23 protein-coding genes and 1 riboswitch are annotated in these 25192 nt (G+C 37.9%); of the genes, 6 read left to right on the forward strand and 17 right to left on the reverse strand.

The window, feature by feature from the left end:
- Window positions 1-158 precede the first annotated feature (158 nt).
- A complete protein-coding gene (gene recA, locus QJV33_RS04695; protein WP_281462227.1) occupies window positions 159-1199 on the forward strand; it encodes a recombinase RecA in 1041 nt (346 codons plus the stop codon).
- A gap of 77 nt (window positions 1200-1276) precedes the next feature.
- Here recA and ftsY read toward each other — a convergent pair whose 3' ends face one another.
- From ftsY to dapF, 3 genes are read right to left on the reverse strand one after another with little or no spacing between them, the layout of a single operon-like run.
- On the reverse strand, window positions 1277-2245 hold the full coding sequence (ftsY, locus tag QJV33_RS04700) for a signal recognition particle-docking protein FtsY (protein ID WP_281462228.1): 969 nt from the start codon (window positions 2243-2245) through the stop codon (window positions 1277-1279).
- The gene (gene mtaB / locus QJV33_RS04705) at window positions 2246-3505 is read right to left on the reverse strand and encodes a tRNA (N(6)-L-threonylcarbamoyladenosine(37)-C(2))-methylthiotransferase MtaB (protein WP_281462229.1); all 1260 of its coding nucleotides are present in this window, start codon (window positions 3503-3505) and stop codon (window positions 2246-2248) included.
- Window positions 3502-4326 (reverse strand): diaminopimelate epimerase, encoded by an 825-nt coding sequence (dapF, locus tag QJV33_RS04710; RefSeq protein WP_281462230.1) that lies wholly within the window; start codon window positions 4324-4326, stop codon window positions 3502-3504. Before dapF ends, mtaB begins: the two co-directional genes overlap by 4 nt.
- Before the next feature lie 75 nt (window positions 4327-4401).
- Here dapF and QJV33_RS04715 point away from each other — a divergent pair, with 75 nt between their 5' ends.
- Complete coding sequence (locus QJV33_RS04715; RefSeq protein ID WP_281462231.1) at window positions 4402-5037, forward strand: class I SAM-dependent methyltransferase; 636 nt, start codon at window positions 4402-4404, stop codon at window positions 5035-5037.
- Window positions 5038-5169: 132 nt separating this feature from the next.
- Here the strand turns inward: QJV33_RS04715 and QJV33_RS04720 are convergent, their stop codons facing one another.
- On the reverse strand, window positions 5170-5853 hold the full coding sequence (locus tag QJV33_RS04720) for a D-lyxose/D-mannose family sugar isomerase (protein WP_281462232.1): 684 nt from the start codon (window positions 5851-5853) through the stop codon (window positions 5170-5172).
- Between the two features lie 285 nt (window positions 5854-6138).
- On the opposite strand from QJV33_RS04720, the gene QJV33_RS04725 reads away from it, so the two are divergent.
- Window positions 6139-8064: a DEAD/DEAH box helicase gene (locus tag QJV33_RS04725; protein WP_281462233.1), complete on the forward strand. Its 1926-nt coding sequence runs from the start codon at window positions 6139-6141 to the stop codon at window positions 8062-8064.
- A gap of 605 nt (window positions 8065-8669) precedes the next feature.
- Here the strand turns inward: QJV33_RS04725 and QJV33_RS04730 are convergent.
- The 3 genes from QJV33_RS04730 to cobD all read right to left on the reverse strand — a co-directional run bounded on the left by QJV33_RS04730 (window position 8670) and on the right by cobD (window position 11124).
- The gene (locus QJV33_RS04730; RefSeq protein ID WP_281462234.1) at window positions 8670-9122 is read right to left on the reverse strand and encodes a hypothetical protein; all 453 of its coding nucleotides are present in this window, start codon (window positions 9120-9122) and stop codon (window positions 8670-8672) included.
- Window positions 9123-9245: 123 nt separating this feature from the next.
- Complete coding sequence (locus QJV33_RS04735) at window positions 9246-9740, reverse strand: BAR domain-containing protein (RefSeq protein WP_281462235.1); 495 nt, start codon at window positions 9738-9740, stop codon at window positions 9246-9248.
- A 337-nt stretch (window positions 9741-10077) separates the two neighbouring features.
- Window positions 10078-11124, reverse strand: coding sequence for a threonine-phosphate decarboxylase CobD (gene cobD, locus QJV33_RS04740; RefSeq protein ID WP_281462236.1), 1047 nt, complete (start codon window positions 11122-11124; stop codon window positions 10078-10080).
- Window positions 11125-11161: 37 nt separating this feature from the next.
- Between cobD and cbiB the strand changes: the two genes are divergently transcribed.
- Complete coding sequence (cbiB, locus tag QJV33_RS04745; protein WP_281462237.1) at window positions 11162-12181, forward strand: adenosylcobinamide-phosphate synthase CbiB; 1020 nt, start codon at window positions 11162-11164, stop codon at window positions 12179-12181.
- A gap of 318 nt (window positions 12182-12499) precedes the next feature.
- Here the strand turns inward: cbiB and QJV33_RS04750 are convergent, their stop codons facing one another.
- From QJV33_RS04750 to cobU, 3 genes are read right to left on the reverse strand one after another with little or no spacing between them, the layout of a single operon-like run.
- On the reverse strand, window positions 12500-13957 hold the full coding sequence (locus tag QJV33_RS04750) for a cobyric acid synthase (RefSeq protein ID WP_281462238.1): 1458 nt from the start codon (window positions 13955-13957) through the stop codon (window positions 12500-12502).
- Window positions 13957-14565, reverse strand: coding sequence for a cob(I)yrinic acid a,c-diamide adenosyltransferase (gene cobO, locus QJV33_RS04755; RefSeq protein ID WP_281462239.1), 609 nt, complete (start codon window positions 14563-14565; stop codon window positions 13957-13959). Before cobO ends, QJV33_RS04750 begins: the two co-directional genes overlap by 1 nt.
- Before the next feature lie 12 nt (window positions 14566-14577).
- Window positions 14578-15078 (reverse strand): bifunctional adenosylcobinamide kinase/adenosylcobinamide-phosphate guanylyltransferase, encoded by a 501-nt coding sequence (cobU, locus tag QJV33_RS04760; protein ID WP_281462240.1) that lies wholly within the window; start codon window positions 15076-15078, stop codon window positions 14578-14580.
- 116 nt (window positions 15079-15194) lie between these two features.
- On the opposite strand from cobU, the gene QJV33_RS04765 reads away from it, so the two are divergent.
- Window positions 15195-16127 carry a 2-hydroxyacid dehydrogenase gene (locus QJV33_RS04765; RefSeq protein ID WP_281462241.1) on the forward strand — a complete coding sequence of 311 codons (933 nt, stop codon included), beginning with the start codon at window positions 15195-15197 and terminating at the stop codon, window positions 16125-16127.
- 199 nt (window positions 16128-16326) lie between these two features.
- On the opposite strand, the gene QJV33_RS04770 is transcribed toward QJV33_RS04765, so the two are convergent.
- Both QJV33_RS04770 and QJV33_RS04775 read right to left on the reverse strand, forming a co-directional pair.
- Window positions 16327-16494 (reverse strand): hypothetical protein, encoded by a 168-nt coding sequence (locus QJV33_RS04770; RefSeq protein WP_281462242.1) that lies wholly within the window; start codon window positions 16492-16494, stop codon window positions 16327-16329.
- A 158-nt stretch (window positions 16495-16652) separates the two neighbouring features.
- Window positions 16653-17042 (reverse strand): hypothetical protein, encoded by a 390-nt coding sequence (locus tag QJV33_RS04775; protein ID WP_281462243.1) that lies wholly within the window; start codon window positions 17040-17042, stop codon window positions 16653-16655.
- A 90-nt stretch (window positions 17043-17132) separates the two neighbouring features.
- Window positions 17133-17312: riboswitch (cobalamin riboswitch) on the forward strand.
- Window positions 17313-17413: 101 nt separating this feature from the next.
- On the opposite strand from QJV33_RS04775, the gene QJV33_RS04780 reads away from it, so the two are divergent.
- Window positions 17414-18448 (forward strand): HoxN/HupN/NixA family nickel/cobalt transporter, encoded by a 1035-nt coding sequence (locus tag QJV33_RS04780; protein ID WP_281462244.1) that lies wholly within the window; start codon window positions 17414-17416, stop codon window positions 18446-18448.
- 51 nt (window positions 18449-18499) lie between these two features.
- On the opposite strand, the gene cobJ is transcribed toward QJV33_RS04780, so the two are convergent.
- The 5 genes from cobJ to cobN are packed head-to-tail and all read right to left on the reverse strand — an operon-like array spanning window position 18500 to window position 25177.
- Entirely contained in the window at window positions 18500-19252 is a 753-nt protein-coding gene (gene cobJ, locus QJV33_RS04785; protein WP_281462245.1) for a precorrin-3B C(17)-methyltransferase, read from the reverse strand.
- 5 nt (window positions 19253-19257) lie between these two features.
- Window positions 19258-19971 carry a precorrin-2 C(20)-methyltransferase gene (locus tag QJV33_RS04790; protein WP_281462246.1) on the reverse strand — a complete coding sequence of 238 codons (714 nt, stop codon included), beginning with the start codon at window positions 19969-19971 and terminating at the stop codon, window positions 19258-19260.
- Between the two features lie 4 nt (window positions 19972-19975).
- On the reverse strand, window positions 19976-20611 hold the full coding sequence (locus tag QJV33_RS04795) for a precorrin-8X methylmutase (protein ID WP_281462247.1): 636 nt from the start codon (window positions 20609-20611) through the stop codon (window positions 19976-19978).
- A 15-nt stretch (window positions 20612-20626) separates the two neighbouring features.
- Window positions 20627-21832: a precorrin-3B synthase gene (gene cobG / locus QJV33_RS04800; RefSeq protein ID WP_281462248.1), complete on the reverse strand. Its 1206-nt coding sequence runs from the start codon at window positions 21830-21832 to the stop codon at window positions 20627-20629.
- 3 nt (window positions 21833-21835) lie between these two features.
- Window positions 21836-25177, reverse strand: a complete 3342-nt coding sequence (gene cobN / locus QJV33_RS04805; RefSeq protein ID WP_281462249.1) for a cobaltochelatase subunit CobN — start codon at window positions 25175-25177, stop codon at window positions 21836-21838.
- Between the last annotated feature and the right edge of the window lie 15 nt (window positions 25178-25192).

Consider the following 25192-nt stretch of genomic DNA (forward strand, 5'->3'; position numbering starts at 1 on the left):
AATATCAAAAATAGATCTTCTCTATTTCTTAAATAGGGAATTAATACTATACTCTGCTAAAAACATATCGTGACATATTCAACCAACATGATCTTAAAATCTCTTTTCTTGAGTCAGATATCATTATTAACGTTAATAACAAAAGAGCATTGAAATAAATGGATAAAAATAAAGCATTAGATGGCGCTTTGGCACAAATAGAACGTGCTTTTGGCAAAGGTTCTATTATGAAAATGGGTGAAAAACCATCCATCCAAGTGGAAACCATTTCAACAGGGTCAATTGGACTAGATATTGGTCTGGGAATTGGTGGGGTGCCACGAGGGCGAGTTGTTGAAATCTATGGTCCAGAAAGTTCTGGTAAAACAACAATGGCACTGCATATCATTGCTGAAGCTCAAAAATTGGGTGGAACATGTGCCTTTATTGATGCTGAACATGCTTTGGATCCTGGATATGCACGCAAGTTGGGCGTTGATATCGATAATCTATTAATTTCTCAACCTGATGCTGGCGAACAAGCGTTAGAAATTGTTGATACATTGGTGCGCTCTGGTGCTATTGATGTTCTTGTCGTTGATAGTGTTGCAGCCCTAGTTCCTCGCGCAGAATTAGAGGGAGATATGGGTGATAGTCACGTTGGACTTCACGCACGCCTTATGAGCCAAGCCCTTAGAAAATTGACTGGGTCTGTTTCTCGTTCAAATACATGTTTAGTTTTCTTGAACCAAATTCGCCAGAAAATTGGCGTTATGTTTGGATCTCCTGAAACCACAACTGGTGGTAACGCACTTAAATTCTATGCCTCTGTTCGTATGGATATTCGTCGTATCGGTCAGGTCAAAGATAAAGAGGAAATCTCTGGTAACCAAACCCGTGTTAAAGTTGTTAAAAATAAAATGGCACCTCCTTTCCGCCAAGTCGAATTCGACATTATGTATGGCGAAGGGATCAGTAAAACAGGCGAGCTTATTGATTTAGGTGTCAAAGCTGGAATCGTTGAAAAAGCAGGCTCTTGGTTCTCTTGTGACGGTCAACGCATTGGACAAGGACGTGAAAACGTTAAACAATTCCTGCGTGACAATCCTGAGATGGCACAAAGTATTGAACAACGCATTCGTGAAAAAGCTGGCGTCGTTAATGATGCCATGATGACGGATGATACTGAAGAACCATCAGCAGATCTATTAGACGAATAATATTCGTTTACAGCATTTAGTTATAAAAAAAGCCGATATAAATTATCGGCTTTTTTTATTCAAAAGAATAAACTGAATTACTCTGGATTTTTTTCTTCTACAACTTCAGTCGTTGAAACCTCTACATTCGTATTTCCAACTAACCCTGCTGCAAATTCTTCTGCTGAAAAATCACGTAAATCTTCGGCTTTTTCACCAACGCCCACCGCATGAATAGGCAATTGGAATTGTTGAGCCAAGGCAATCACAATACCACCCCGTGCAGTACCATCTAATTTTGTAATCACCAGTCCGGACACATCCACCATTTCTTTGAAAATACGAACTTGCTCAATCGCATTTTGTCCTGTTGTCGCATCCAACACCAATAAAACGGAATGCGGAGCCGTCTCATCAAACTTCCGCATAACACGGATGATTTTAGCCAGCTCTTCCATCAATGCAGATTTATTATGTAAACGACCCGCCGTATCAACAAATAATAAATCTGCACCCTCATTCTTCGCACGCTTTAATGCTTCAAACGCCAATCCCGCAGCATCCGCACCAGGTTTGCCAGAAATCACAGGGGCACCAACACGATTTCCCCAAATTTGTAATTGTTCAACCGCAGCAGCACGGAACGTATCCCCTGCCACCATCATTGTTTTTAGTCCTTGATCGCCAAAAAACTTGGCCATTTTACCAATCGTTGTCGTTTTTCCAGTGCCATTTACCCCAACCATCAAGACAACATGAGGTTTCAACTCTGGATTAGGTTTAAAAGAAACCGTTACAGGTTGTAAAACTTTTGCAATTTCTTTGGCCAACGCATCTTTGATTTCTGTATCTGTAACTTCAGCTCCGAAACGTGTTTTACGAAAAGTCTCAATTACATTTTCCGCAACCTCTGGACCAAAATCAGCTGCAATCAAAACTTCCTCTAATTGCTCCAAAGATTCTTCATCTAGTCGGCGTTTTGTAAAAACAGAAGTAAGGTTTGTTCCTAGTTTTTGTGTTGAACGGGATAAACCTTCTTTTAACCGTGAAAAAAAACCGAGTGCCATTTATCTTCTTTCCACTATGATACCATCAGAATTGCCCGAAATTACATGGGCAGAAATTATTTCACCTGGAGTTGCCAACTCCCCTTGCAAAGTTGCAAACGCAAACTGTTCAGAGTGACCACGATCTGGTGTTTCCATTAATATATGAACTTCTTTACCAATCAATGATTCATGAAAAATTGTTGATGAATGAACACCCAATTCTCTTAATTTTGCCGCTCTTTCCTTACGCACAGTAACCGCAACTGCGGGCATTTGTGCTGCTGGCGTATCTTTACGCTCGCTATAGGGGAACACGTGTAAATAAGGAAAGGCTTGTGCTTTTAAGAAATCATAGGTTTCTTGGAAATAACCATCATCTTCGGTTGGAAACCCTGCAATAATATCTACGCTTAAGCCAATATCAGGACGGACAGAGCGTAATTTTTGAACCAACTGATCCACATCTGCGGTCAGATGACGACGTTTCATGCGTTTTAAAATCATATCTGATCCTGCTTGAACAGATAAATGCAAATGAGGCATTAATCGAGGCTCTGTTGCCAACAATTCCCATAATGTCTCATCAAAACCAATAGGATCAATTGAGGATAACCTTAACCGTTGTAACCCTGGCACGGTTTTTAAAACAGCCTTACATAAATCCCCCAGAGCCAATTGATCGTCTTGATCACTTTTCCAAGAGGCAATATCAACCCCAGTTAAGACAACTTCTTTATAATCTTTCTCAACCAACGCTCTGGCTTGATCGATAACACCTGAAATCGTAACAGAACGTGAAGGTCCACGACCAAAAGGAATCACACAAAAAGTACAACGATGATCGCATCCTTGTTGAACTTGCACAAAAGCCCTTGTTCTGCCTGTAAATTCAGTGACAACTTGAGCAGCTGTTTGTTTAACAGACATAATATCGGATACTTGATGACCTGAAGCAATTGCCTCATTTGTCCAATTTTCTGCCTGTAATTTATCTTCATTCCCCAAGACCTGAACCACACCAGGAAGCTCTGACCATTTTTGAGGGTTTAATTGTGCAGCACATCCTGTGACCACAATGCGCTTTTGGTCATCTTGACGATTTAAACGTCGAATGGCTTGTCGTGCTTGGCGTTCTGCCTCGGCAGTTACCGCACACGTATTCACAACAACAACATCCCCCAACCCGTCTGCGTACTGTCCCATTACTTCACTTTCATAACGGTTTAAACGACAGCCAAAGGTCAGAATTTCAGGTTTTTGCGGTGTCTTATCGCTCATAAAGGATAATTACCCAAATCAAATTGACCTGTGAATGAAAAATGAACAGCACCCGTCATAAGCACATTGTTGGTTTCTTCATCCCATTCAATAATGAGGTTACCACCATCCATTTTGACTTCGCAATAACGATCAGCAAACCCACGACGCACGGCATTCACCACAGAAGCACACGCCCCAGACCCACAAGCCAACGTCAATCCAGCCCCACGTTCCCAAACACGCACGCGCATGCTTTGACGATCCAACATTTGCACGAAACCAATATTCGCACCTTCGGCAAACAAAGGATCTTTTTCCAGCATCTTTCCGGAAAATATAGGATCAACAGTTGATAAATCTTCAACAAAGAATGTCGCATGAGGATTTCCCATAGACACTGCTGCTGGGTCACCAGATAAAGGTAAATTCAATGTATCCACATCACGAGATAATGGAATTTCTTGCCATTTCGTTCTGGGGTGTCCCATATTGACTTTCATCGTATGGTCATCAATGATTTCAACTGGCAATAAGCCTGCATTCGTTTGTAAGATAAATTTCTTACGTTGATATTTATGATGCAACCAGCCAGCAACACAACGTGACCCATTGCCACATGCACCAGCTTCATCACCACCCTCGTTAAAAAACTGGACATAAATATCAGCGTTGCTGTCCTTTGGTTTAGAAAGAACGATTAATTGATCACAACCAATCCCATAACGACGATCACATAATATTTTGATTCGACGTTCACTCAATTCAATATTATGAATAGAATTATCGATAATGACAAAATCATTGCCAATACCATGCATTTTATAAAAAGGAATGTTCATTATTCTTCTAAATACAGTTATAGACTATAAATTCAATTTACCAACAAATTATAAAAAGCGCTAACTTTTTACATCATGAACCACTTAAAAGATTTTCATCCGCGATCTTTCGACATTGCAAGCAACGAAAGTGACCTTCAATATTATACAAAGCACTCTGTTCCTCCTATGCTGGATCAAGGTGGTTATAAGGCAGTCGAAGCCTTATATCACACTCTGATACAAGAAAGCGATACTATTCTTGACCTAATGTGTGGTGCGGACAGCCATTTACCAACAAATGCGACCTATCAAAACCTCATTGGTATTGATTTAAATCCGCAAGCATTAAAAGAAAATACTGCCCTAACTCGCAAAATTACACAAGATATTAACGATAAAACAGATCTGCCTTTGAAAGATAATAGCGTTGATTATCTTTGTTTATGCTGTGTATTTGAATATCTGCGTCATCCGTTTGCCACACTAGAGGAATGCTTACGCATCTTAAAACCTAGTGGTCGGATCATTATTTCTTTTACCACCCGATTTTTGCCTTTACGTGCCACGGCTTTGTGGCAAGCGTTAGAGAGTCAAGATCGTCAAGGGTTGGTCAAAGTATTGTTGACCCGCGCAGGCTTTACCGACTGCGACCAAGGTGAAGTCTATCCACCCGAAGATCAAAGCGTGTGGAAAGATCCGATTTATAGTGTGGTGGCGAGGAAAGCTTAAAACTCATATTATGAAAATGTAAGAATTGATCGCGTTGTTTACAGTGATATGGAATATTACTGTAAACAACGCGATCAATTCTTACAAATAAGAAAAGCTCTTTTTAATCAGGGCTTTTCTTTTGTTCAATATTTATTTAGCGTTGGGATATTCTGTGCATAACAAACGATAAGGTGCTTCGTCCTCTTCAATTTTTGGAAAACGCCCCATTTCTTCATAAAAACGATTATCATGTTCATCATCATTACACATGGAAACTTCGCCAAGTAAAACAGGCCCCGTTCCTTTTTTAATCTCAAAATCATGATACATATAAGGATAAACAGTAATGCTTTCCCCTGGTGTTAATTTGACCTGAGAACCTGCTGGAACTTCTCTTTCACGACCATCACAGTGAACTTTGACTGGATTGACTTTATCCAATTCTCCATCTTTGGTAGAATTATACACACGAATTAAGACATTCCCACCACCACGATTAATAATGTCTTCCATCTTGTTCCAATGGAAATGCATAGGGGAATATTGACTTTCTTCTAAATAAAGTAATTTCTCTGCATATGTTTTCGTATATTTTTTATTTTTTAAATTACCATTCCGTAATGTTATTAATGAAAAGCCAATCTTGTTAAAATCCCCTTTGCCATAATCTGTGACATCCCAGCCTAATAAATTATCGCGAATCTCATCATATTCATGGTTTTTATCCGCCCAATCTTTGGGGGTAAAATGACAAAATGGTGGCAAAGAAAAGCCAACTTTTTCAATCATTCCTTCCATTGCTTTGATCGCACGATTAATTTCTGAGCGTTTCATTGGGGTTACTCCTTGATATTTCTTTAAAAAAAACTTATTATGTAGTAATATCTACAAAATAATTTAATCTATCACATTTTGGCAAAATCGATTATACACAAAAAAGCCAAAATATTTCATATGACATCTCAGGTTTTAATGTATTTGACTGCTCCCACCCATAATCCTGCTTTTGCATTTGACGATCACCTCTCCTTGGATCATCACTTTTATCATAGTGACTCATCCACTTATGTCTCTCTTTTCTTAAATTTTAAGAATAAATAAACTTTATCGGATTTTTAGATGCCGTTTACACAAATTAATTCCTCACTTGCTCACGCTCTTGAAAATAAGGGTTACAAATCATTAACCCCCGTTCAGCAAGCTGTTTTAGAACAACAAGATCCTCATCAAGATCTGTTGGTTTCTGCACAAACAGGATCAGGAAAAACCGTAGCTTATGGTATTGCTATGGCCCCAACTCTTTTGGGAAACAAAACACATTTTAATGCACCCAGTGCACCTCAAGCGCTGATTATTGCGCCTACCCGTGAGCTTGCGCTACAAGTTCATCAAGAGCTTACTTGGCTCTATGCAGATACAAATGCAAAAATTATTACTTGTATTGGTGGAATGAACGTTCGCAAAGAATCTTTTGCATTGGAACGTGGATGCCATATTGTGGTTGGAACACCAGGTCGTTTATGTGACCATGTTCGTCGTCGTCACCTAGATTTATCTGACCTAAAAGTGATGGTTCTAGATGAAGCTGATGAAATGCTTGATCTTGGTTTCCGTGACGAGCTAGAGGAATTATTATCTGCTTGTGCGAATGAACACAGAACGTTGTTATTCTCTGCAACCATTGATAAAGCAATTGAATCATTAGCAAAACGTTATCAAAATAATGCCATTCGTATTAATACTGTTTCAACTGCACAACATATCGATATTGAATACCATGCGGTTGTGACACACCCCAAAGAGGTCGATAACGCCGTTGTCAACTTATTACGATATATTGACAGCCCAACAGCAATGGTGTTTTGTGCAACTCGCGAATTAGTCCGCCATATGCAATCTGCTTTGATTGAACGTGGATTCTCTTGTGCTGCTTTATCTGGTGATTTGGGACAAGAAGAACGTACCCAAGCTATTAAAAGCCTGCGCACAGGTCAAGTTCGCGTTTGTGTCGCAACCGACGTTGCAGCACGTGGTCTAGATTTACCCACACTAGATTTAGTTATTCATGCAAGTTTGCCAACCAATCATGCAACCTTACTTCATCGTTCAGGACGTACAGGACGTGCAGGACGTAAAGGTGTTTGTGCATTAATCGTTCCAAACAGCCAACGTAACCGCGCCGAACAATTATTACGCAAAGCCAAAGTGGCTGCTACGTGGGAAATTGCTCCGAGCATTACCGCTATTCGTGAAAAAGATAATGAACGTTTGTTAAATCATCCTTCTTTATTAAACAGTAAAGAAATATTGGGTGAAGACCAAGCTCTTATTGACCAACTTGCGTCTCAATTCTCTACGGCTGATTTAGCCAATGCAGTTATTTCTTTGTATCGTTCTACCATTCCTAACCCTGAAGAAATTACTCCAATCTCTCTGGAAAATAGACGATCTTCTGGTTCCGATAGAGAAAGATCAAGAGATGGCAGAAGTCGTGACCGTGATGGTCGTTCTGATTCTCATTCTTTTGAATCTGGCAGTTGGTATGAAATGCCTGTTGGACGCAGTGATAATGCAGATCCAAAATGGTTAATTCCAATGCTTTGTAAAATTGCAAATATTCAGAAAAAAGATATTGGTTCTATTCGTATTTCTGACAGAGCAACCAAATTTGAAATTGCCGCTGATAAAGTTGCTGACTTTAATAAGTCTATTTCAAGAATCAAAGATGATGAAGTCCAAATCTCTCCATCCACCCCTGTTGCTCCTTCTGAAGGAAGAAGAGAGGGTGGTTACAAAGGCCGTGGCGGTAGTGACCGCAGAAGAGATGGCGGCGGCGGGAATGGTCGTAGCGGATACGGTGGCGGCAGAGGCCGTGATAAAGAAAGAGGTGAAAGAGGCGCAGAAACAGGCGAAAGAAGAGAAAGAAGTGGTAGCGGCGGTCGCGGAAGATCAGAAGGTGAACGTTCTGGTAAAAGAAGACCTTCTGCTGCTGCACCATCTGCTGCAAGAGGAAGTGCTAGTTCTTCTAGAAAAAGAAGAAAATAACACTATCTTCTAGCCTTTGAAACCAGTGTTGGTTTCAGAGTTTATCTAATAAAAAAAGCCATCTATAAAAATCTATAGATGGCTTTTTATTTAGAATATTAATTCATCATTAGCACTCTGGTGGCAAATATCCCAAAGGTTAATGATGATATTCTTGTTAAAATAGTGTTTTTCTAAACTATCTATATTATTTATCCCCTGTTCTGCTGTCACTTTTATAAACTGCTCTATATCAGCCTTGGCTTTTTATCTGATTGTTTGGAATATTTTGTTTTACGTTGATGTTATTGCATTCCTATAAAGTCATTAAAATTGGTCTTCATTTGCCTACAATACGTGTTGCATATATATTTTGATCTTGCACAGACATTCGTTTAAATTTTTCTATGTCATACTCACTATTAAAAATTTAGTTTTAAGTCATGAGAACCAACAAAGCTTAATAAAGCAAAAACTACACCGAAAAATATTTTACGATCTACCTAAAAATTTTTATACAAGATATTCATTTTTATCGCTAAAACCCTCATAAAAAAAAGACCTATTTTATAGGTCTTTGAAGCAATATCTATTGATATATTTTGTAATCGTTTGATCTATTTTGGTTATTGTGGTTTCACATTTTGAATTTGCGCACCCATTTGCTGTTGTGCTTTTTCCATATAAGCCTTTTTCTGAGCTGGGGTCATTTTATTAAAACGTTCCATTTCAGCTTTCGCTTTTACTCTTGCTGCTTCGAGAGCTGTTTTTTGTTCTGGCGTTAAATTCTTTGAAATACGATCAAATTGTTCATCAGCTTGTTTTTGAGCTTTTTCCATATAGGCTTTTTGTTCTGCTGGGGTCATTTTATTAAAACGATCCATTTCAGCTTGAGCTTTTGTCTGAGCTGCAACAAATTCTTTTTGCTGTTCTGCCGATAGTTTAGGCATTTGTTGTTGCTTTGCAGAAGGAGAGGAAGAGGATTCTTGACTCTGAGCTTGAGAAGAAACGGTGCTAATAGTTACAAAAGCACTGAAAACACCAGCTAGAAGTATCGCATGTTTTGATAACTTTGTCATAAACAATTACCTTATAAAGTAGAATGAGAACAAAAATTCGAAATGAATATCAGATCAGCTTTATTGAAAAACCTTGTTCTTTCAATAGAAAAATAAGGTTTTTCAAATTTTATTTCTGTATAACTAGCGACCAAAAGGACTTGATAGATCTTTAACATCACGTTTTGTGTTATTTTTCAAATCTTTCCATTGTTGACGTTGTTCTTTTTGTCTTTGTAAAGATTGTTCTTTTCTATCTTCCATATTTTTTTTGAACTGATTTTTCTTATCTTCGAATTGCTTTTTTTGATCTTTTAATGGATCTTTATAATGATCTAATTGTTCTTGTCTTTGTTTTTTGTCAGCTTCAAGTTTATCTTTGAATTCTTTCTTTTGATTTTCTAAACGCTCTTTTTGATCTTTACCCATGTTCTTATAACGATCTATTTGATCTTGCTGCTTTTGCATACGATCTTGAACGTTTTTATTATGTTCTGTCATTTTATTATGTAGATTATCTTCTCTTTGTTGTAAATTTTGTAATACACCTTGTGCCTTTGCTTGAGAAGCAGCACCCACAGCAATAAATGCACTAAACAGGCTTGCTGATAATATAATTTTTTTTGATGTCATTTTCATAACTTAAATACCTTATTCTTTAATGAAGTTGTGCCTAGGAAAGTCTATAATTTGGGCGACAATATGGCACTCTTGTAACAAATTCTATAAATTCATATCAACCTATCCAGAACAATTACGATTATAAATTACTAAAGCTGTCTATATTTAAATATGATTCTGCTAGACTATTATTTGCAACATTATTCGTAATGTTCTTTATTTTCTTATTACAGCAAGACTATTTCAATCAAAATCGTATTAATTTAAAATTCTATAAAAACGGTCACATACTCTATACAAATCCAGATAGCAGAGGCGCCTTGACCCATGATGTACAACAACTTTATCTTCAGGATCAGGCCATTTTGAAATAACTTTTGACCGTTTTTTCAACCCTATCCCATTGTTGATAATGGGACAAACCAAAACGCAACCAATGTGTATTATATTCAAATTTACGCACCCAAATCCCTTTATTAGCCAAATATTCCCATAATGCTTGTGAGTTTGCATATTCAATTAATCTAAATAAATGGTTACCACCAATCACTTTACATTGGTGAGTTATAAATAGTTGATCTAACTGTTGTATTTGTTTGGATAATTGTTGTTGAGATTGTAAAAACCAAAATCGATCTTGCAAAGCTTGTAATCCGATTTGTAAAGCGCCTCCACTGACTGCCCAAGGTCCCAACATGTATCGAATTTTTTCTACACGATCAGGATTAGACAATAAAAATCCCAAACGAACCCCCGCCAGCCCGTATGTTTTTCCAAAAGAACGTAAAATCATTAACGCAGGATGGGGTAAAAGACTGCCTGCTCCTTGTCCTTCAAAATCCATAAAGGCTTCATCTAGAATCAGATAATTATTATACTGTGCCCAATAATTTGCAATCTCTAGGATCCGTTGGGTCGAAAATAAACGACCATCAGGGTTATTAGGGTTACAAATGACTCCTACCACTTGTTCTTGTGACGCAAACCGCATCAATTCTTCTAAAGAATAGACTTGATGCACGATCACCCCCGCTTGCTGCCAAGAGTGAATATGTTCCATATAAGTGGGACATAAAACACAAACTTGTTTTGATTTAAAAATATAAGGCAGTAAAGAAATCAACACTTGCGTGCCAGGTGCCGCAACTACATAGCGTTCATTTCTAGCCCCATAAGACTTGGCTGCAACGCTTCTTAACTGGTGTTCGTCATGGATACTCGGTAACTCTGTCCAGCGTTCCATCGATATTGGCGTAAATGGATAAGCATAAGGATTAATCCCCGTTGAGAGATCAACCCAAGGAGATACAGCATCAGGAAATTGTTGTTTGGCTTCTTGCAACTGCCCCCCATGAATCATTATGCTTTGCTCACCTTTTTTATAAAAACCTGATATAGTCACATGATTACCCCTTTTACGTGATGGTTTATCAGATCTAATGAAAAAAAACTTTATTTATTGTATCCAAATATTTCTTTTACGCCATTTAAAAATAATGGCGATTGCTATTTTCATTGATGCAGTATGGGGTGATCCTAAATCAATTTATAATAAAATTCCTCATCCTATTGTTTGGATTGGTAATCTTATCGGATTCTTTGATAAAAAATTAAACCATCCTCACCATACACCTCGACAACAAAAAAGAAATGGTTTCATTACCCTTGGCTTGACCATTGCCACTTCAAGCATTTTTGGTTTTTTTCTACAAAAAATTCTATTTAAATATTTACCCAAACCCATTGCATATCTTACCTCTGGAATAATCGGGAGCATATTTATTGCCAGACACTCTTTATACGAGCATGTTCAAAACGTAGCAGATGCATTAAACTATCCTGACATAAACATTGCCCGCCACACAGTTAGCCAAATTGTTGGTAGGAATACAGAACAATTAGACCAATCAGGAATTGCCAGAGCTGCGATCGAAAGTCTTGCCGAAAATTTCTCGGACGGTGTAACTGCGCCTATATTCTGGGGATGTATTGGTGGTTTACCAGGAATTATTGCCTATAAAGCCATTAATACAGCTGATAGCATGATTGGTCATAAAACCGAAAAATATTTATTTTTTGGGTATGCCGCCGCCAAAACGGATGATTATGTGAATTTTCCAGCATCTAGGCTTTCTGCATTATGGATTGTTTTAGCAGCTAGCAAAAACCCAATAGCTGATTTCCAATATGTTGCTAAAGAGGCGAAAAAACATAACTCACCCAATGCTGGTTGGCCAGAAGCAGCGATGGCAAACTGTTTATCGATTTATTTAGCAGGTCCACGCCAATATCATAATGACATGATTAATACCCCTTGGATAGGCAAAGGAGAGAAAAAAATAAGTAAAAGTAATATAACAAATGCATTAAAAATATTTTCTTTGTCCTGTAATTTATATTATTTACTCATTTTATTATCTGTCTATATATTAAATAAAAGTAAAAATGATAAAAATTAATTTTATTAAATAAGTAATTAATAAATAATTAATAAATATTAATCATTTTTATTACAAAAATATAATTAATACTGTAAAATATTTATTGACAAAATGCAAATAATAACTTTATTTATTTTCTTTATCGAAAAATTCTTATTGCCAAAATACCTAAAATAGAGATATACATAAACAAGGTTGTCATTTACTGGTTTCACGACTAGTAATCACAACCCAAGACTGCTTAGAGATTACCATCTATTTCCTTACTTAATCTCTTTATATTAACTACCTAACTACTTAACTTGACCTCTCTATTTATTTAGGGGGGTTTTTTTATCAAATATAGTGCAATAAAGTTTCTATATCTAAATTCTGTTCGATATGCTGCGCCCACTGATCTAAATTGGCTTCAATCTGTAAAGAAAAATCAAAACTTTGAGCCCTGACACCAAAATAATTCAACAAAGCCCGACGTGCTTCATTATGATGAAAAATTCCGTGTAAGTAAGTTCCTAAAACCCGACCATCGTTTGAAATAACGCCATCAGCTCTTTCTTGCTCTAATTTGATCAAAGGACTATATGCATGATGATGGATTGTTGCTCCTAAATGCATTTCATATCCCGAACATTCTATATTTTCGATACAAAGCTGCCCGACAACGTTGTTCAGTTTTTTAGAGGTTTCTAGGATAGTTGATATATTCACCAAATCTAGTCCTTTGATCTGTGATATATCCCCCTCTATACCATGTGGATCTGTAATCTCTGTGCCTAGCATTTGGTAGCCACCGCAAATCCCCATCACATACCCGCCTTGCCTTACATGGGCTTTGATATCAATATCCCATCCTGTTTCATACAAGACTTGTAAATCTGTAATCGTTGTTTTAGAGCCGGGAATAATAATAACATCTGAATTTTGGGGAATAACATCTCCTACTTTTATAAAATTCAATTGCACATTTTTTTCATACTTCAACGGATCAAAATCATCAAAATTCGCAATCGTAGGTAAAAGCAAAATGGAAATAACGAGCATCCCCTGTGAATGTTGATAAATGACTGATTTTAAATCCGCAGCATCCTCGGCTGGCAATTGGCTTAGTCGTGGGAAACAAGGAAGTAATCCGATATTGCTCCATTGCGTTTGTTGGCTAATCCAGTTCATTGCTTCTGTAAATAAAGAAGGATCGCCTCGCATTTTATTAACAATAAAACCTTTAATAAGTGATAAATCCTCTTGTGATAAAACAGCATGAGTCCCAATGAGGCTAGCAATAACGCCTCCCCGATCAATATCCCCAATCAAAAATACAGGCGCCTTAACTGCTTGAGCAAAGCCCATATTGGCAATGTCATGCTCCCGCAAATTAATCTCTGATGCAGACCCTGCCCCTTCGATTAAGACAATATCTGCTTGCTTGGATAAAATCTCAAAACTTTCCAACACATAAGGCATTAGTTGCGGTTTAATCTCTTGATATTCCCTAGCTTTTGCTTGCCCCCATATTTTCCCTTGTACAATAATCTGAGAGCCAACCTGACTTTGAGGCTTTAAAAGAACAGGGTTCATATGAACACTCGGTTCTACACCACAAGCCAATGCCTGTAATGCTTGCGCACGTCCTATCTCTCCACCCTCTTTGGTAACAGCTGCATTATTAGACATATTTTGAGGTTTAAATGGTAATACTTTGAATCCTCTGTGCCTTAATGTTCTGGCAATTCCAGCAACCAATACCGATTTCCCAACACTAGAACCCGTTCCTTGGAACATCAAGGCACGTGCCATTAGAATTCAACCCCTTTTTGTGCTTTTACCCCAGCTTCGAAATGATGCTTTATTAAATTCATTTCTGTTACTAAGTCCGCAGCGTCAATCAATTCTTTCTTAGCATTACGCCCAGTAATCACCACGTGCTGCATTGCTGGTCTGTTACGTAATCCATCAAGCACAGTTTCCATCGCAATATAATCATACCGCAATGCAATATTCAGTTCATCCAACACCACCAACGCAATACTTTCATCTTGTAAAAGCTTCAAAGCTACATCCCAAGCTTTGGCACAAGAGGCAATATCTTTTTGTTTATCTTGAGTATCCCAAGTAAAGCCTTCACCTAATGTATGCCACTCTAGTAAATCAGGAAAATGGTCCGCCATTTTTCGTTCGCCTGTTTGCCATTCTGGTGCTTTAATAAATTGGACAACCGCACATTTACGACCATACCCTAAGTTCCTGAAAACCAATCCAAAAGCAGCTGTAGATTTTCCTTTACCCGAGCCTGTATGCACCATCACCAACCCTTTGGTTTCTGTTTTAGAAGATACAAGCTCTGTTTGCAGCTCTTTTCTTTTCTGCATTTTCTTTTTATGCAACTCAGCATCATAATCTGTCATTTTTTCCCATCCTTAAGATTTCATTATAATTGGGTAACCAGCCACCATAAATATAAACTGATCGGCTATTTGAGCAATTTGTTGATGTAATATACCAGCATAATTACGAAACGCCCTCGACATTGAATCAGCAGGCACAATTCCTTGTCCAACTTCATTACTGACAATCAAAATATCCCCACCGTAAGATTGCAGCGCATCGATAAATTGTTTGGTTTCTTGTTCAATGTCTCTATTATCCATCATCAAATTAGTTAACCACAACGTTAAACAATCAATTAAAATAGGTGTGTTTTTCGACTGTTTTAAATAATTTGCTATTTGAATGGGCTCTTCAACAGTGACCCACCCCAGCCCTCTACGCTCTTGATGATGTTGTATCTTTTGTTTCATTTCATCATCCCAAGCTCTGCCCGTTGCTAAATATATCCAGGGTTGAACATATTGTGTCATTTGCATTTCTGCATAGTGGCTTTTCCCCGATTTAGCACCGCCAAGAATAAAATGAATCATCACATTCAACTTACTGTTTAATTAAATTTTACAAAGAAGGTCATAATATGCCTATAATTGACCAACATTCAATATGAACAATTTATTCCCTTTAATAGATTAAGGACAAATCTATAATGAAACCTCATATTTTACAACTTGTTCCCATGAACAACTCTATCCAAGAACAAATCAATCAACAATTTACTAATCATATTCATATCGATGAATTACCCTCTGCTGATATTTTAAACAAAGCCGAAGCTATAATTACCAATGGTGTCATTGGTGCGCCGACTAAAATGTTGGATAAATTACCTAACTTAAAGCTCATTACGGTACATGGGGTTGGGTATGATAATGTCAACATAGAACTGATTAAACAAAGAAATATTAAACTAAGTATTGCAACCAATGCTCCAACACAAGACGTTGCAGACATGGCAATTGGTTTATTACTGGATGTAGCGCGTCAATTAACGTTGCGAGATCAGTTTATCCGTGCAGGGCGATGGGAAAGCGAACGTTGTGCTTATCAAGGGACTTCTGTTTCCAACAAAAAGATCGGCATTATGGGAATGGGGCCGATTGGCAGAGCTATTGCACAACGAATTGCTGCATTCGATAACGAAGTTTCCTATACGGCACGTCATCAGCACACAGATGTACAATGGAATTTTGTGCCATCTTTACTAGACTTAGCTAAACAATCAGATATCTTTATTATCGCAGCCAGCGGTGGGGATAACTCTCGTAAAGCAGTCAATAAAGAAATTATCGAAGCCATTGGGGAGCGAGGATTTTTAATCAATATTGGTCGTGGTGTCACTGTTGATGAAGAGGCACTGATCCAAGCTTTACAAAACAAAAAAATAGCGGGTGCTGGACTGGATGTGTTTGCCAATGAACCCCATGTCCCACAAGCATTAAAAGACTTGCCCAATGTTATCATGGCGCCACATTCCGCAGGGGCAACTTATGAAACATCCAAGAAAATTGCAGAAAAAATATTAAATTCATTGGAATTATTCTTTGCTGGGAAACCATTACCTGATGAAGTAAAATTATAATTAAATTGTAATACTCAGTATAAAGATTTAATATTTTTATAAAGCCATCTAAACTTACAGGTGGCTTTTATTCTATGACCCTTTCTTCAAAAACAATCGGATCAACATAAACTTTAAATACTGCCTCAAGCAGGCTCTATCCTTTTAATACGAAAAGCAAAATTAGTATAAAAAATACCTGAATAATTTTTAAGAGACATTAATATTGATCTTGAAACCCTTGACTTGTTGGATATTGAGTAAAAAAATAAATTTGATTATCTTGAGGAATAGACAGATTAAATATTCTCATTTGGCTATCTTTTAAAACCAAATCATATCCTATGTAAATTTTTGCCTCTACTTCACCAAGCAACGTAAATGCCATATCTGCGACAATACTATTTATTCAACAATGAACACTATAAGTTCCTCAGGAAAAGAATATTCTAAAAAATCTGCACGAAAATAATATTGAATATCACCTTCTTTTTGATAGTTAATTTTAGCATATACTTTTTGTGTAGTTAAAAAATATATAATCTATCATAATCCATTCTTCTCTTTACGGCATTGGTCAAAACCACCTGCATATTTCTGATTAAATGATAATTTTATAGGATGCTCATTTAAATCTGCTGAATTATTCCATAGAATATGGTTAGTCACGTCATATTTAATCCAACCAATAGAAACAAAACTAGAATTATCTGGTTGTGGTATGACATCATAAACCACTTGTGCAGTAATCATATTGGGTTGATCGTCATCAATCAGTAAATTGATCTTATTGTTTGTAACGTCACGCACAGGAAAATTACTGTTGCGAACCATCTCTGTTAAATACCCATAACAACGAGCGGATTCTTTTGCTGTGGCTGTTGTCGTTAATAATAATGTTACTATTCCTGTTACCAATATTCGTTGATAAATCATCACCTTACCCTTCACCAAAAACCTTCTTTTCGATATATCACACCCTTTAAAAATTATAAAATCAATATAGTCTTTTCAAGCAATTGAGGTTATAACAGCTCCCTTGATGGTTCCGTTGGAATAATAGGGAATATAGTGTAAATCTATAGCTGCCCCCGCAACTGTTAATAGTTGGTTATTTCTATATCTCACTGGAATATATATTCTGGGAAGGGTGAAATAATGTGTATACTATGAAGTCAGGAAACCTGCCATCATCATTCGTCAACGTGAAAACATTGGGCGGGGTGCCTCGATGCGATAAAAAAGATGCCATTGTTGCCTCTTTTTTCTTTTCATAATGACATGAACATTACCGTAAGGCACTATTCATGTTTACCGCTATTAAACAACTTTTTGATGAGAGCTCACCTAATTTAAAAGCACGCATCATTACCATTTATGTCATCTTGGCCATTATTAATATTGGGGCTTGGGTGTGGGCATTTATTGCCTTTTATGATAAACCCACATTACTTGGGGTATCCTTAGTGATTTATGGCCTTGGATTACGCCATGCTGTGGATGCAGACCATATTGCTGCCATTGATAACGTTACCCGTAAACTTATGCAAATGAACCAACGTCCTGTAACTGTTGGTTTTTTCTTTGCTATGGGACATTCAACTGTTGTCTTTATCGCTGCCACTTTAGTCGCAATTGCTGCAAACACATTAAATAGCTTTGGAAAATTTCAAAGTGTTTCTGGTATTATTGGAACATTAGTCTCTTCAACTTTTTTACTGGCTATTGCTATTATGAATATATTCATATTCATATCGATCTACAAAACATATAAAAGAGTTAAAGCTGGTGGTAAATATGCAGAAGAAGACTTAGATATTTTATTAAATAACCGAGGCTTTTTATCACGCTTGTTCCGCCCGATGTTTAAATTAGTCACCAAAGGGTGGCACATGTTTCCTCTAGGATTCTTATTTGGACTAGGCTTTGACACCGCAACCGAAGTCTCTATGTTTGGGGTCTCTGCTGCTCAAGCTAGCCAAGGGGTGCCCATGACTTCTATTCTAGTTTTCCCTGTTCTCTTTGCGGCAGGAATGTCTTTGGTAGATACATCAGACGGCATCATGATGCTCAAAGCTTACGATTGGGCTTTTGTAAAACCTATGCGTAAATTATTTTATAATATGTCCATTACCCTTGTCTCAATCATTGTCGCCATTTTTATCGGCGGCATCGAAGCTCTGGCATTACTCGCAGATCAGCTCCAATTAACAGGTTTTTTTTGGGACGTTATCAGCGATTTAGGAAATAATTTTAATGATTTAGGTTATGCTATTATTGGATTATTTATCTTAGCTTGGTTGATTTCTTATGTCATTTACAAAAAACAAAATATAGAATAATCAATCAACACTTATACAGGATAAAGGCTACTTTACCCTGTATAAAATCATTTATAATTTTAAAGACCTTGGCGTATAAAACCATATTTTTTGTTGTGTGGTCAGTAATTGACTATACCGACTGCCAATCAATACAAGCGTTTGCATATTCCCCATAGAAGCTTTGGCATCTTTCAAATTGGTAATCTCAATATGCTCATTTTCTCTGGAAATTGCCTGACAAAACGCAACGGGAATATCCAAAGGCAACTCCTCTCTTAACAACTCAAAAGCCGTATCAAGCTGCCAAGGACGAGCTTTGGAAACAGCATTATAAAGCGCAATCACAAAATCCGCCTGTGCAGCTAATCTAAGGCGTTTCAAAATGACTTCCCAAGGTTTTAAATTCTCTGACAAAGAAATCGCACAAAAATCATGTCCTAATGGCGCACCTAGCCGAGAAGCCGCCGCAAACATTGCAGAAATACCAGGTAAAACCGATACTTCAATTTCTTTAAATGAGGGATCACCGTGGTCAATCGCTTCGAAAACCGCACTCGCCATCGCAAACACCCCAGCATCTCCAGAAGAAACCACCCCAACACGATGCCCTTGCTGTGCTAAAATTAACGCATGATTTGCACGATCTAATTCTTCACGATTATCAGAACTATGTTTGCGAATAGTATCAGGAACCTGAACCCGTTGAACATAAGGACCATATCCAACCAAATCCGTCAAAGTTGGTAAAAGATGCGCGACCTCAATCGTTTGTAAATTTTGATCCCCAGGACCCAGACCAATGATATAGATATGTCCGTTCATAATTATTATGACCCTGCGATAAGAATTAAAGAAAAATACGGCGCTTTAGATTCTGTATATTGCGTCAATGGCATCTTTTTTTCTTCCATTTGAGTGCCTCGCTCAACATAAATCGCTTTGTCCAACAAGCCTGTTTCTTGCAATGCTTGCTTTACCTTGGATAAATTACGTCCCATCTTCATAATCACAACTGCATTACAAGAACGAAGTTTCTCAATTAATGCTTCCAACGGTAAGGTTGCAGGTAAAATCGTCAGGGTCTGTTCATATTTCACAATCGGCAATTGTACATTACTCCAGCATCCACTCATCGCTGTAATCCCAGGAACAATCTGTGTTTCGTAATTGGATTGTAATCGCTCTAAAATATACATAGCTGAACCATATAATAAAGGATCACCTTCACATAACAACGCCACATCTTGTCCATTTTGCAAATATTGTTCTATCGTTGCCGCAGATTGATCGTAAAACAAAGAAATGGTTTGTTTATATTCATCACTTTGATGAGGGATTTCGGTTGTTATGGGATATTCAAAACGTAACTCTTGATGACTTGCACTAAGCATATCATTTGCAATTTTCCTTGCATGCCCCATTTCCCCTTTTTTGGCAAAATGAGCATAAATCAATATTTGTCGTAAAACACGTTCTGCCTTGCGCGTTACAAGCTCAGGATCCCCAGGTCCCATCCCAAGAATATATAAATGCCCACTCATACCGTTATAATTCCTGCTTTTGTGCCAAAGCATTAATCGCAGCAACCGCCATCGCGCTGCCACCTTGACGTCCCTTGACAATCAAGTAAGGGATTTTTCCCCACTCAACCAAAGCATCTTTTGATTCCATTGCTCCAACAAACCCAACAGGAACACCAATAATGGCAGCAGGATATGGAAGTTTTTTATCTTCTAATAAATTAATTAAATGAAACAACGCGGTTGGTGCATTTCCAATGACCACCACCGCTCCTTCTAACGCGTCTCCCCATAAATGAATAGCTGCCGCAGAGCGCGTATTTTGTAAATTTTGTGCAAGTATTGATGTATCAGGATGGTTAAGCATGCAAATAATTTTATTATTTTGAGGCAATCTTCGTTTCGTAATACCATGTGCTACCATCTCTGCATCACAAAAAATCGGTTTTCCTTGCTGTAATGCAGCCTCAGTTGCCGTAATGACATCAGGGTGAAAAACAAGTTGTTCGGTAATTTCAATACGACCACACGCATGTATAATCCGCACAGCAATCCGTGCTTGATCTTCGGTAAATTGAGATAAATCAGCCTCACGACGAATAGTCGCAAAAGATTGCTTATAAATCGCTTGTCCATCATGGATATAATCATATAAAGACATCAACAACTGCTTTTCTTAATGAGAAGAAAGAAACCCTGTTTGTAGCAAATTGATGATTTCTGTCAATTTCAGATTTTGATACGGGGTCTCATAATCGGCTTTACCATTTAAAATCAAATGATACCCTTTGGCAGTGCCACATAACGCTACAGCATTAATCTGGGGCGAAGCACACCCTTTAGCACATCCAGATACATGAAGCATTTTTGTTTGATTTTTCCAAACTGGTAAAAGTAAAGAAGCATCTTCCATGGTTTCCTGTTGACCTTGAGAGCAAAGAGGCTTTCCAGGACATACACTCATATATAATCTTGGATCGTCTTCAGTAACGATGAATTCAGACAGAATAGACAACCCCTCTTGAGAACAATGAGGTAAAATAATACTACGCCACGGTGTAAATCGAATGGTTCCATTCCCAAATCGATCAGAAATATCTGCAAGATGCAATATCTGGCTTGCTTTCAACAATCCAAAAGGAACACCAATATGAACAATAGGTGCCATAGGCAATTCAATATATCCAATCGGTAAACGCTTTGGAGAAGGAGGATTAATATATTCAACGGTTGGATACACAACATGTTGTAAATATCGCCTTGCATTCTCAAGATTTAATAATCGTTTTAACTGATGGTCCATACAAAATCGTATAATGTCTACTGCAATTTTTACTAAATCTTGTCGATTACATACAATAACCTGCTTATCACGTCCCAGTTGAATGATCCAATAAGGAGGATAAAATCGAATATTCACATCTGCATATAAATCTTGCAATCCATAATACTCTCCCCCATCAATTAAAAAGCTAAATTTTGCTGTTAAAGGATGAATGTCTTGATGATCTTGCAGTGCTGTTTGTAACTCATAAGCAATCTTATACACTTCTGAATGATGTAATGGATCAATATCCCATAAAGGGGAAATCATAATATTACGCTTTTCTTCCATCATCGCATCATCTGACCCTAACTGTGCTTGAATGACTTGAGGAACAACGACGTCTATCGTTTCACGTATAAAACCACGTAATTGTAAATTCCCTTTTTGAGAAAGATTACTATATCCATTCCCATATTGCTGAGATAACTCTGCAATAAAACGTGCCTGATCGCTTGTAATCGAAGAAAAGAAAGGCTTAATACGACATAAAAACCCATCCCCAGTCTCCATAGGTTTAAATAAAGAAGGACACCATCCTCGACGAATAGCATTCATTACTTATTCCTCATCCAAGATCATTGCCGCACTGTTTGAACGAGGATGCCATAACCCACGATCTCGTGCTTCTTTAAAACGATTTTGAATAGAAAGCTTTGCGTCATTATTGGCTTCTTTCAAAAAATGATGAATTTCATCATTTCCTAACGTTGCGTCGAACACTAAATTAAATTGTTGATCGAAACGATGTGATAACGTCGCTGCAAATGCAAACAAAGCATCAACGGAACGTGCGATCTCAGCAGCCCCTCGATAAGAATGTTTTGTCATAGAGTTAATCCATACAGGATTGGCAACGCGTCCGCGTGTGATACGATTGACTTCTTCAACCAATAATCGGATTTTTGGCGTTTCGGCTTTAGATGTATCGGCATGGTATAAAGCTGGTTCGTTATCAAATAACGCAGCAGCAGCGGCAAAACCACCTTCATGAGCGGCATAATCAGGACTGTCCAGTAAATCAATTTCAGCATGATCTTGGCTATGGAAAAAAGCTTGCGTTGCTTTCAAACGATCGGTAAGCCCCTCTTGATTATATTCACCTGCTTTATCTCGACCGTACGCATAAGCTGAATTCTTTACCCATAATTCGCCTAATTCCTTTTTATCTTGCCAATCCCCAGTCGTCAGAGAATGTTCAATCCCTGTCCCATACGTGCCTTGAGCTGTTCCGTAAATACGTGTTAACATCTGATCTTTCTGATTATCTGGCATTGTTTGATACAAACCAGCCAATGGATTCCATTCCTCAGGTTCTTCACGTTTGGCAATTGCTTCAACCGTTTGATCAAAATTATTGATTTGCACCTCAAATGCATCTCTGAAAAAACCAGAAATCCGTAAGGTCACATCCACACGAGGTCGATCCATTTCTGGCAAAGGAATAATTTCTATGGCATGCACTCTGCCTGACGTAGGGTCCCATAATGGTTTTGTACCCATCAAAATATAAGCCAGTGCAAGATCTTCTCCACCCGTTCTCAGGTTTGTGCTGCCCCATAAATCAATAACAAGATGACGTAAATGATCGCCATTTTCTTGCATATATCTTAACAATAATTGATCTGCTGCTTTTTGAGCTAACAAATAAGCGGTTTGGGTTGGAATAGATCTGGGATCAACTGTATATAAATTACGCCCTGTTGGTAAAACGTCTAGCCGTCCACGCGTCGGCGCACCTGCAGGACCTGGTTCTATAAATTGCCCCGATAATGCGTTTAATAACGCAGATTTTTCTTGCTCTGCACAATTATCAAGTTTTTGTTCCAATTCCCCTATTTTATCAGGAGCATAGGCTTTTATATTCTCTAAAAGTTGCTGTTTTTTAACAAGAGACATGCCAAAAATATGCAGCCCTTCTCTGATCTGTAAATCTTTGACATCACATAAATAGGCATCCAAATGACTTAACGCAATTTCATCGCCTGTTTCTTTACGATTAATCCCTGTTTCAGCCAATAAACCACAAATTTCTGCTTTATCTAAAATCGCACCAATCAAGAGCTGGCTACGTCTACGATCTAGTCCATCGGCCTCTGCATAATCATCAATTAACCGTTCCAACTCTGCCGCTGGTCCACTTAAAACCGCTTTGTTCACTGGAGGCGTTAAATGACCGATCGTTACAGCCCCTAATCGTCGTTTGGCACAAGCTGCCTCACCAGGGTTATTCACAATAAATGGATAAATCACGGGTAATCCACCCAATAACACCGCAGGCGAGCAATCTTCTGATAACGCCGTTGCTTTCCCCGGTAACCATTCCATCGTGCCATGTGTCCCTAAATGAATCATGGCATCAACATGTTGTTTGTATCGTAACCATAAATAGGTCGCAATATATCCATGGGATGGTGGTGTATCTGGATCATGATATAAAGATTTGTGATCGTTCAACTCACCACGTTCAGGTTGGATGGCAATCGTAACATGCCCAAGGATTATATAACGTAACGTAAAATATCCATCCTGAATGGTTTCATCATCCTCAATCTTCGGCCAGTTTTTTAAAACTATTATTTGAAATCCAGTGGGAAGTTTTGCAAAAAGCTGTTTATATTCATCAATACTAAACGTAGGCGAAGATTCTTTTTTACATAAGCTCTGCGTTAATTCAGAGATCAATGGAATAGTCTCTGAAACTTTATATTGCTCTTCTTTCAGCCATTGTAACATATGATACAGGCTAGCAAAACTATCCAACCCAACAGCATGTCCTTCTTGCCCACCAACCCCAGGATAATTCGATAAAAATAACGCTATTTTTTTATCTTGATTACGTTTTATAACAAGATTAATCCATCCCATGACACGATCAACAACAAGTGCTATGCCTGCGGGATAAGGTTCATATTGAATTTGATTGTTTAGCTCTTTTTTAAACCCAATCGCCGTTGTTAATAACTTACCATCCAACTCTGGCAAAACCACCTGCATCGCAAGATCAGTTTGCGATAACCCACGAAAACTGCTTTCCCATAATTCTTTGGTATTGCCAGGTTGCAAGATTTGTAAAACAGGCACATTGATGTGTTTAAACAGAGAATATTGAACCTCTTGTTGAATCGAAAAATACGTTGCATTTAAAATAATGGTTGGATTTATTTTCGCGAAAAAATCAGCAACCCAACAAGAAACAACAGGATCTTTTAAAGAAGAAACATAAACGCCTTTGATATTCATATTTCTTTGTGAAAGTTGAGATGCCAACGCGATGATTGGATTGATATTATTGGCAAGCAAATGGGTGCGATAAAATAACAAAATAACCGTTGGCTGATTGGCTTCTTCAGGGTGTAAAAAGTGATATTCACCAACCATGGGTAAATTTTCAGGATCAGCTTGGTAAGATTCTTGTGCTAGATAATGCGTTGTCAGTTGTAAAATATGCGTAAAATTATCAACACCGCCTTCATAAAAAAACTTTTTATATTGTGCTAATAATAAAGAGGAAACAGTGCAAAGCCTATCCAGCTTTGGATCTTCGTACCCTTCACCCGAAAGAACCAGCAAAGGGATATGATGCGCCTTACAAGTAGCGACAATTTCCTCGGTTCCATACCGCCAATATTCAATCCCACCCAATAAGCGCAGGATCACAAATTTTGCTTTTTTTAAGGTGTCTTCAATATAAATATCAACGGACATGGGATGACGAAGCCGTTGTAAAGGAACCAATCGAATGGAAGTCTTTTGGAATTCTGGCTTTTCCAAGCAATGCGCCATAATATTCAGGTCACTGTCTGAAAAAGATAAAAACAAAATATCCGCTGGCTCGTGTTGCAAATCCTCAGCAGGCGCTTGTTCATCCAAAGTTTTAATTTCACGAACCAGTAAATGCATTTAGGGGTCTCTTTT

Source organism: Commensalibacter nepenthis (assembly GCF_029953305.1).
Classification (GTDB): Bacteria; Pseudomonadota; Alphaproteobacteria; order Acetobacterales; family Acetobacteraceae; genus Commensalibacter; species Commensalibacter nepenthis.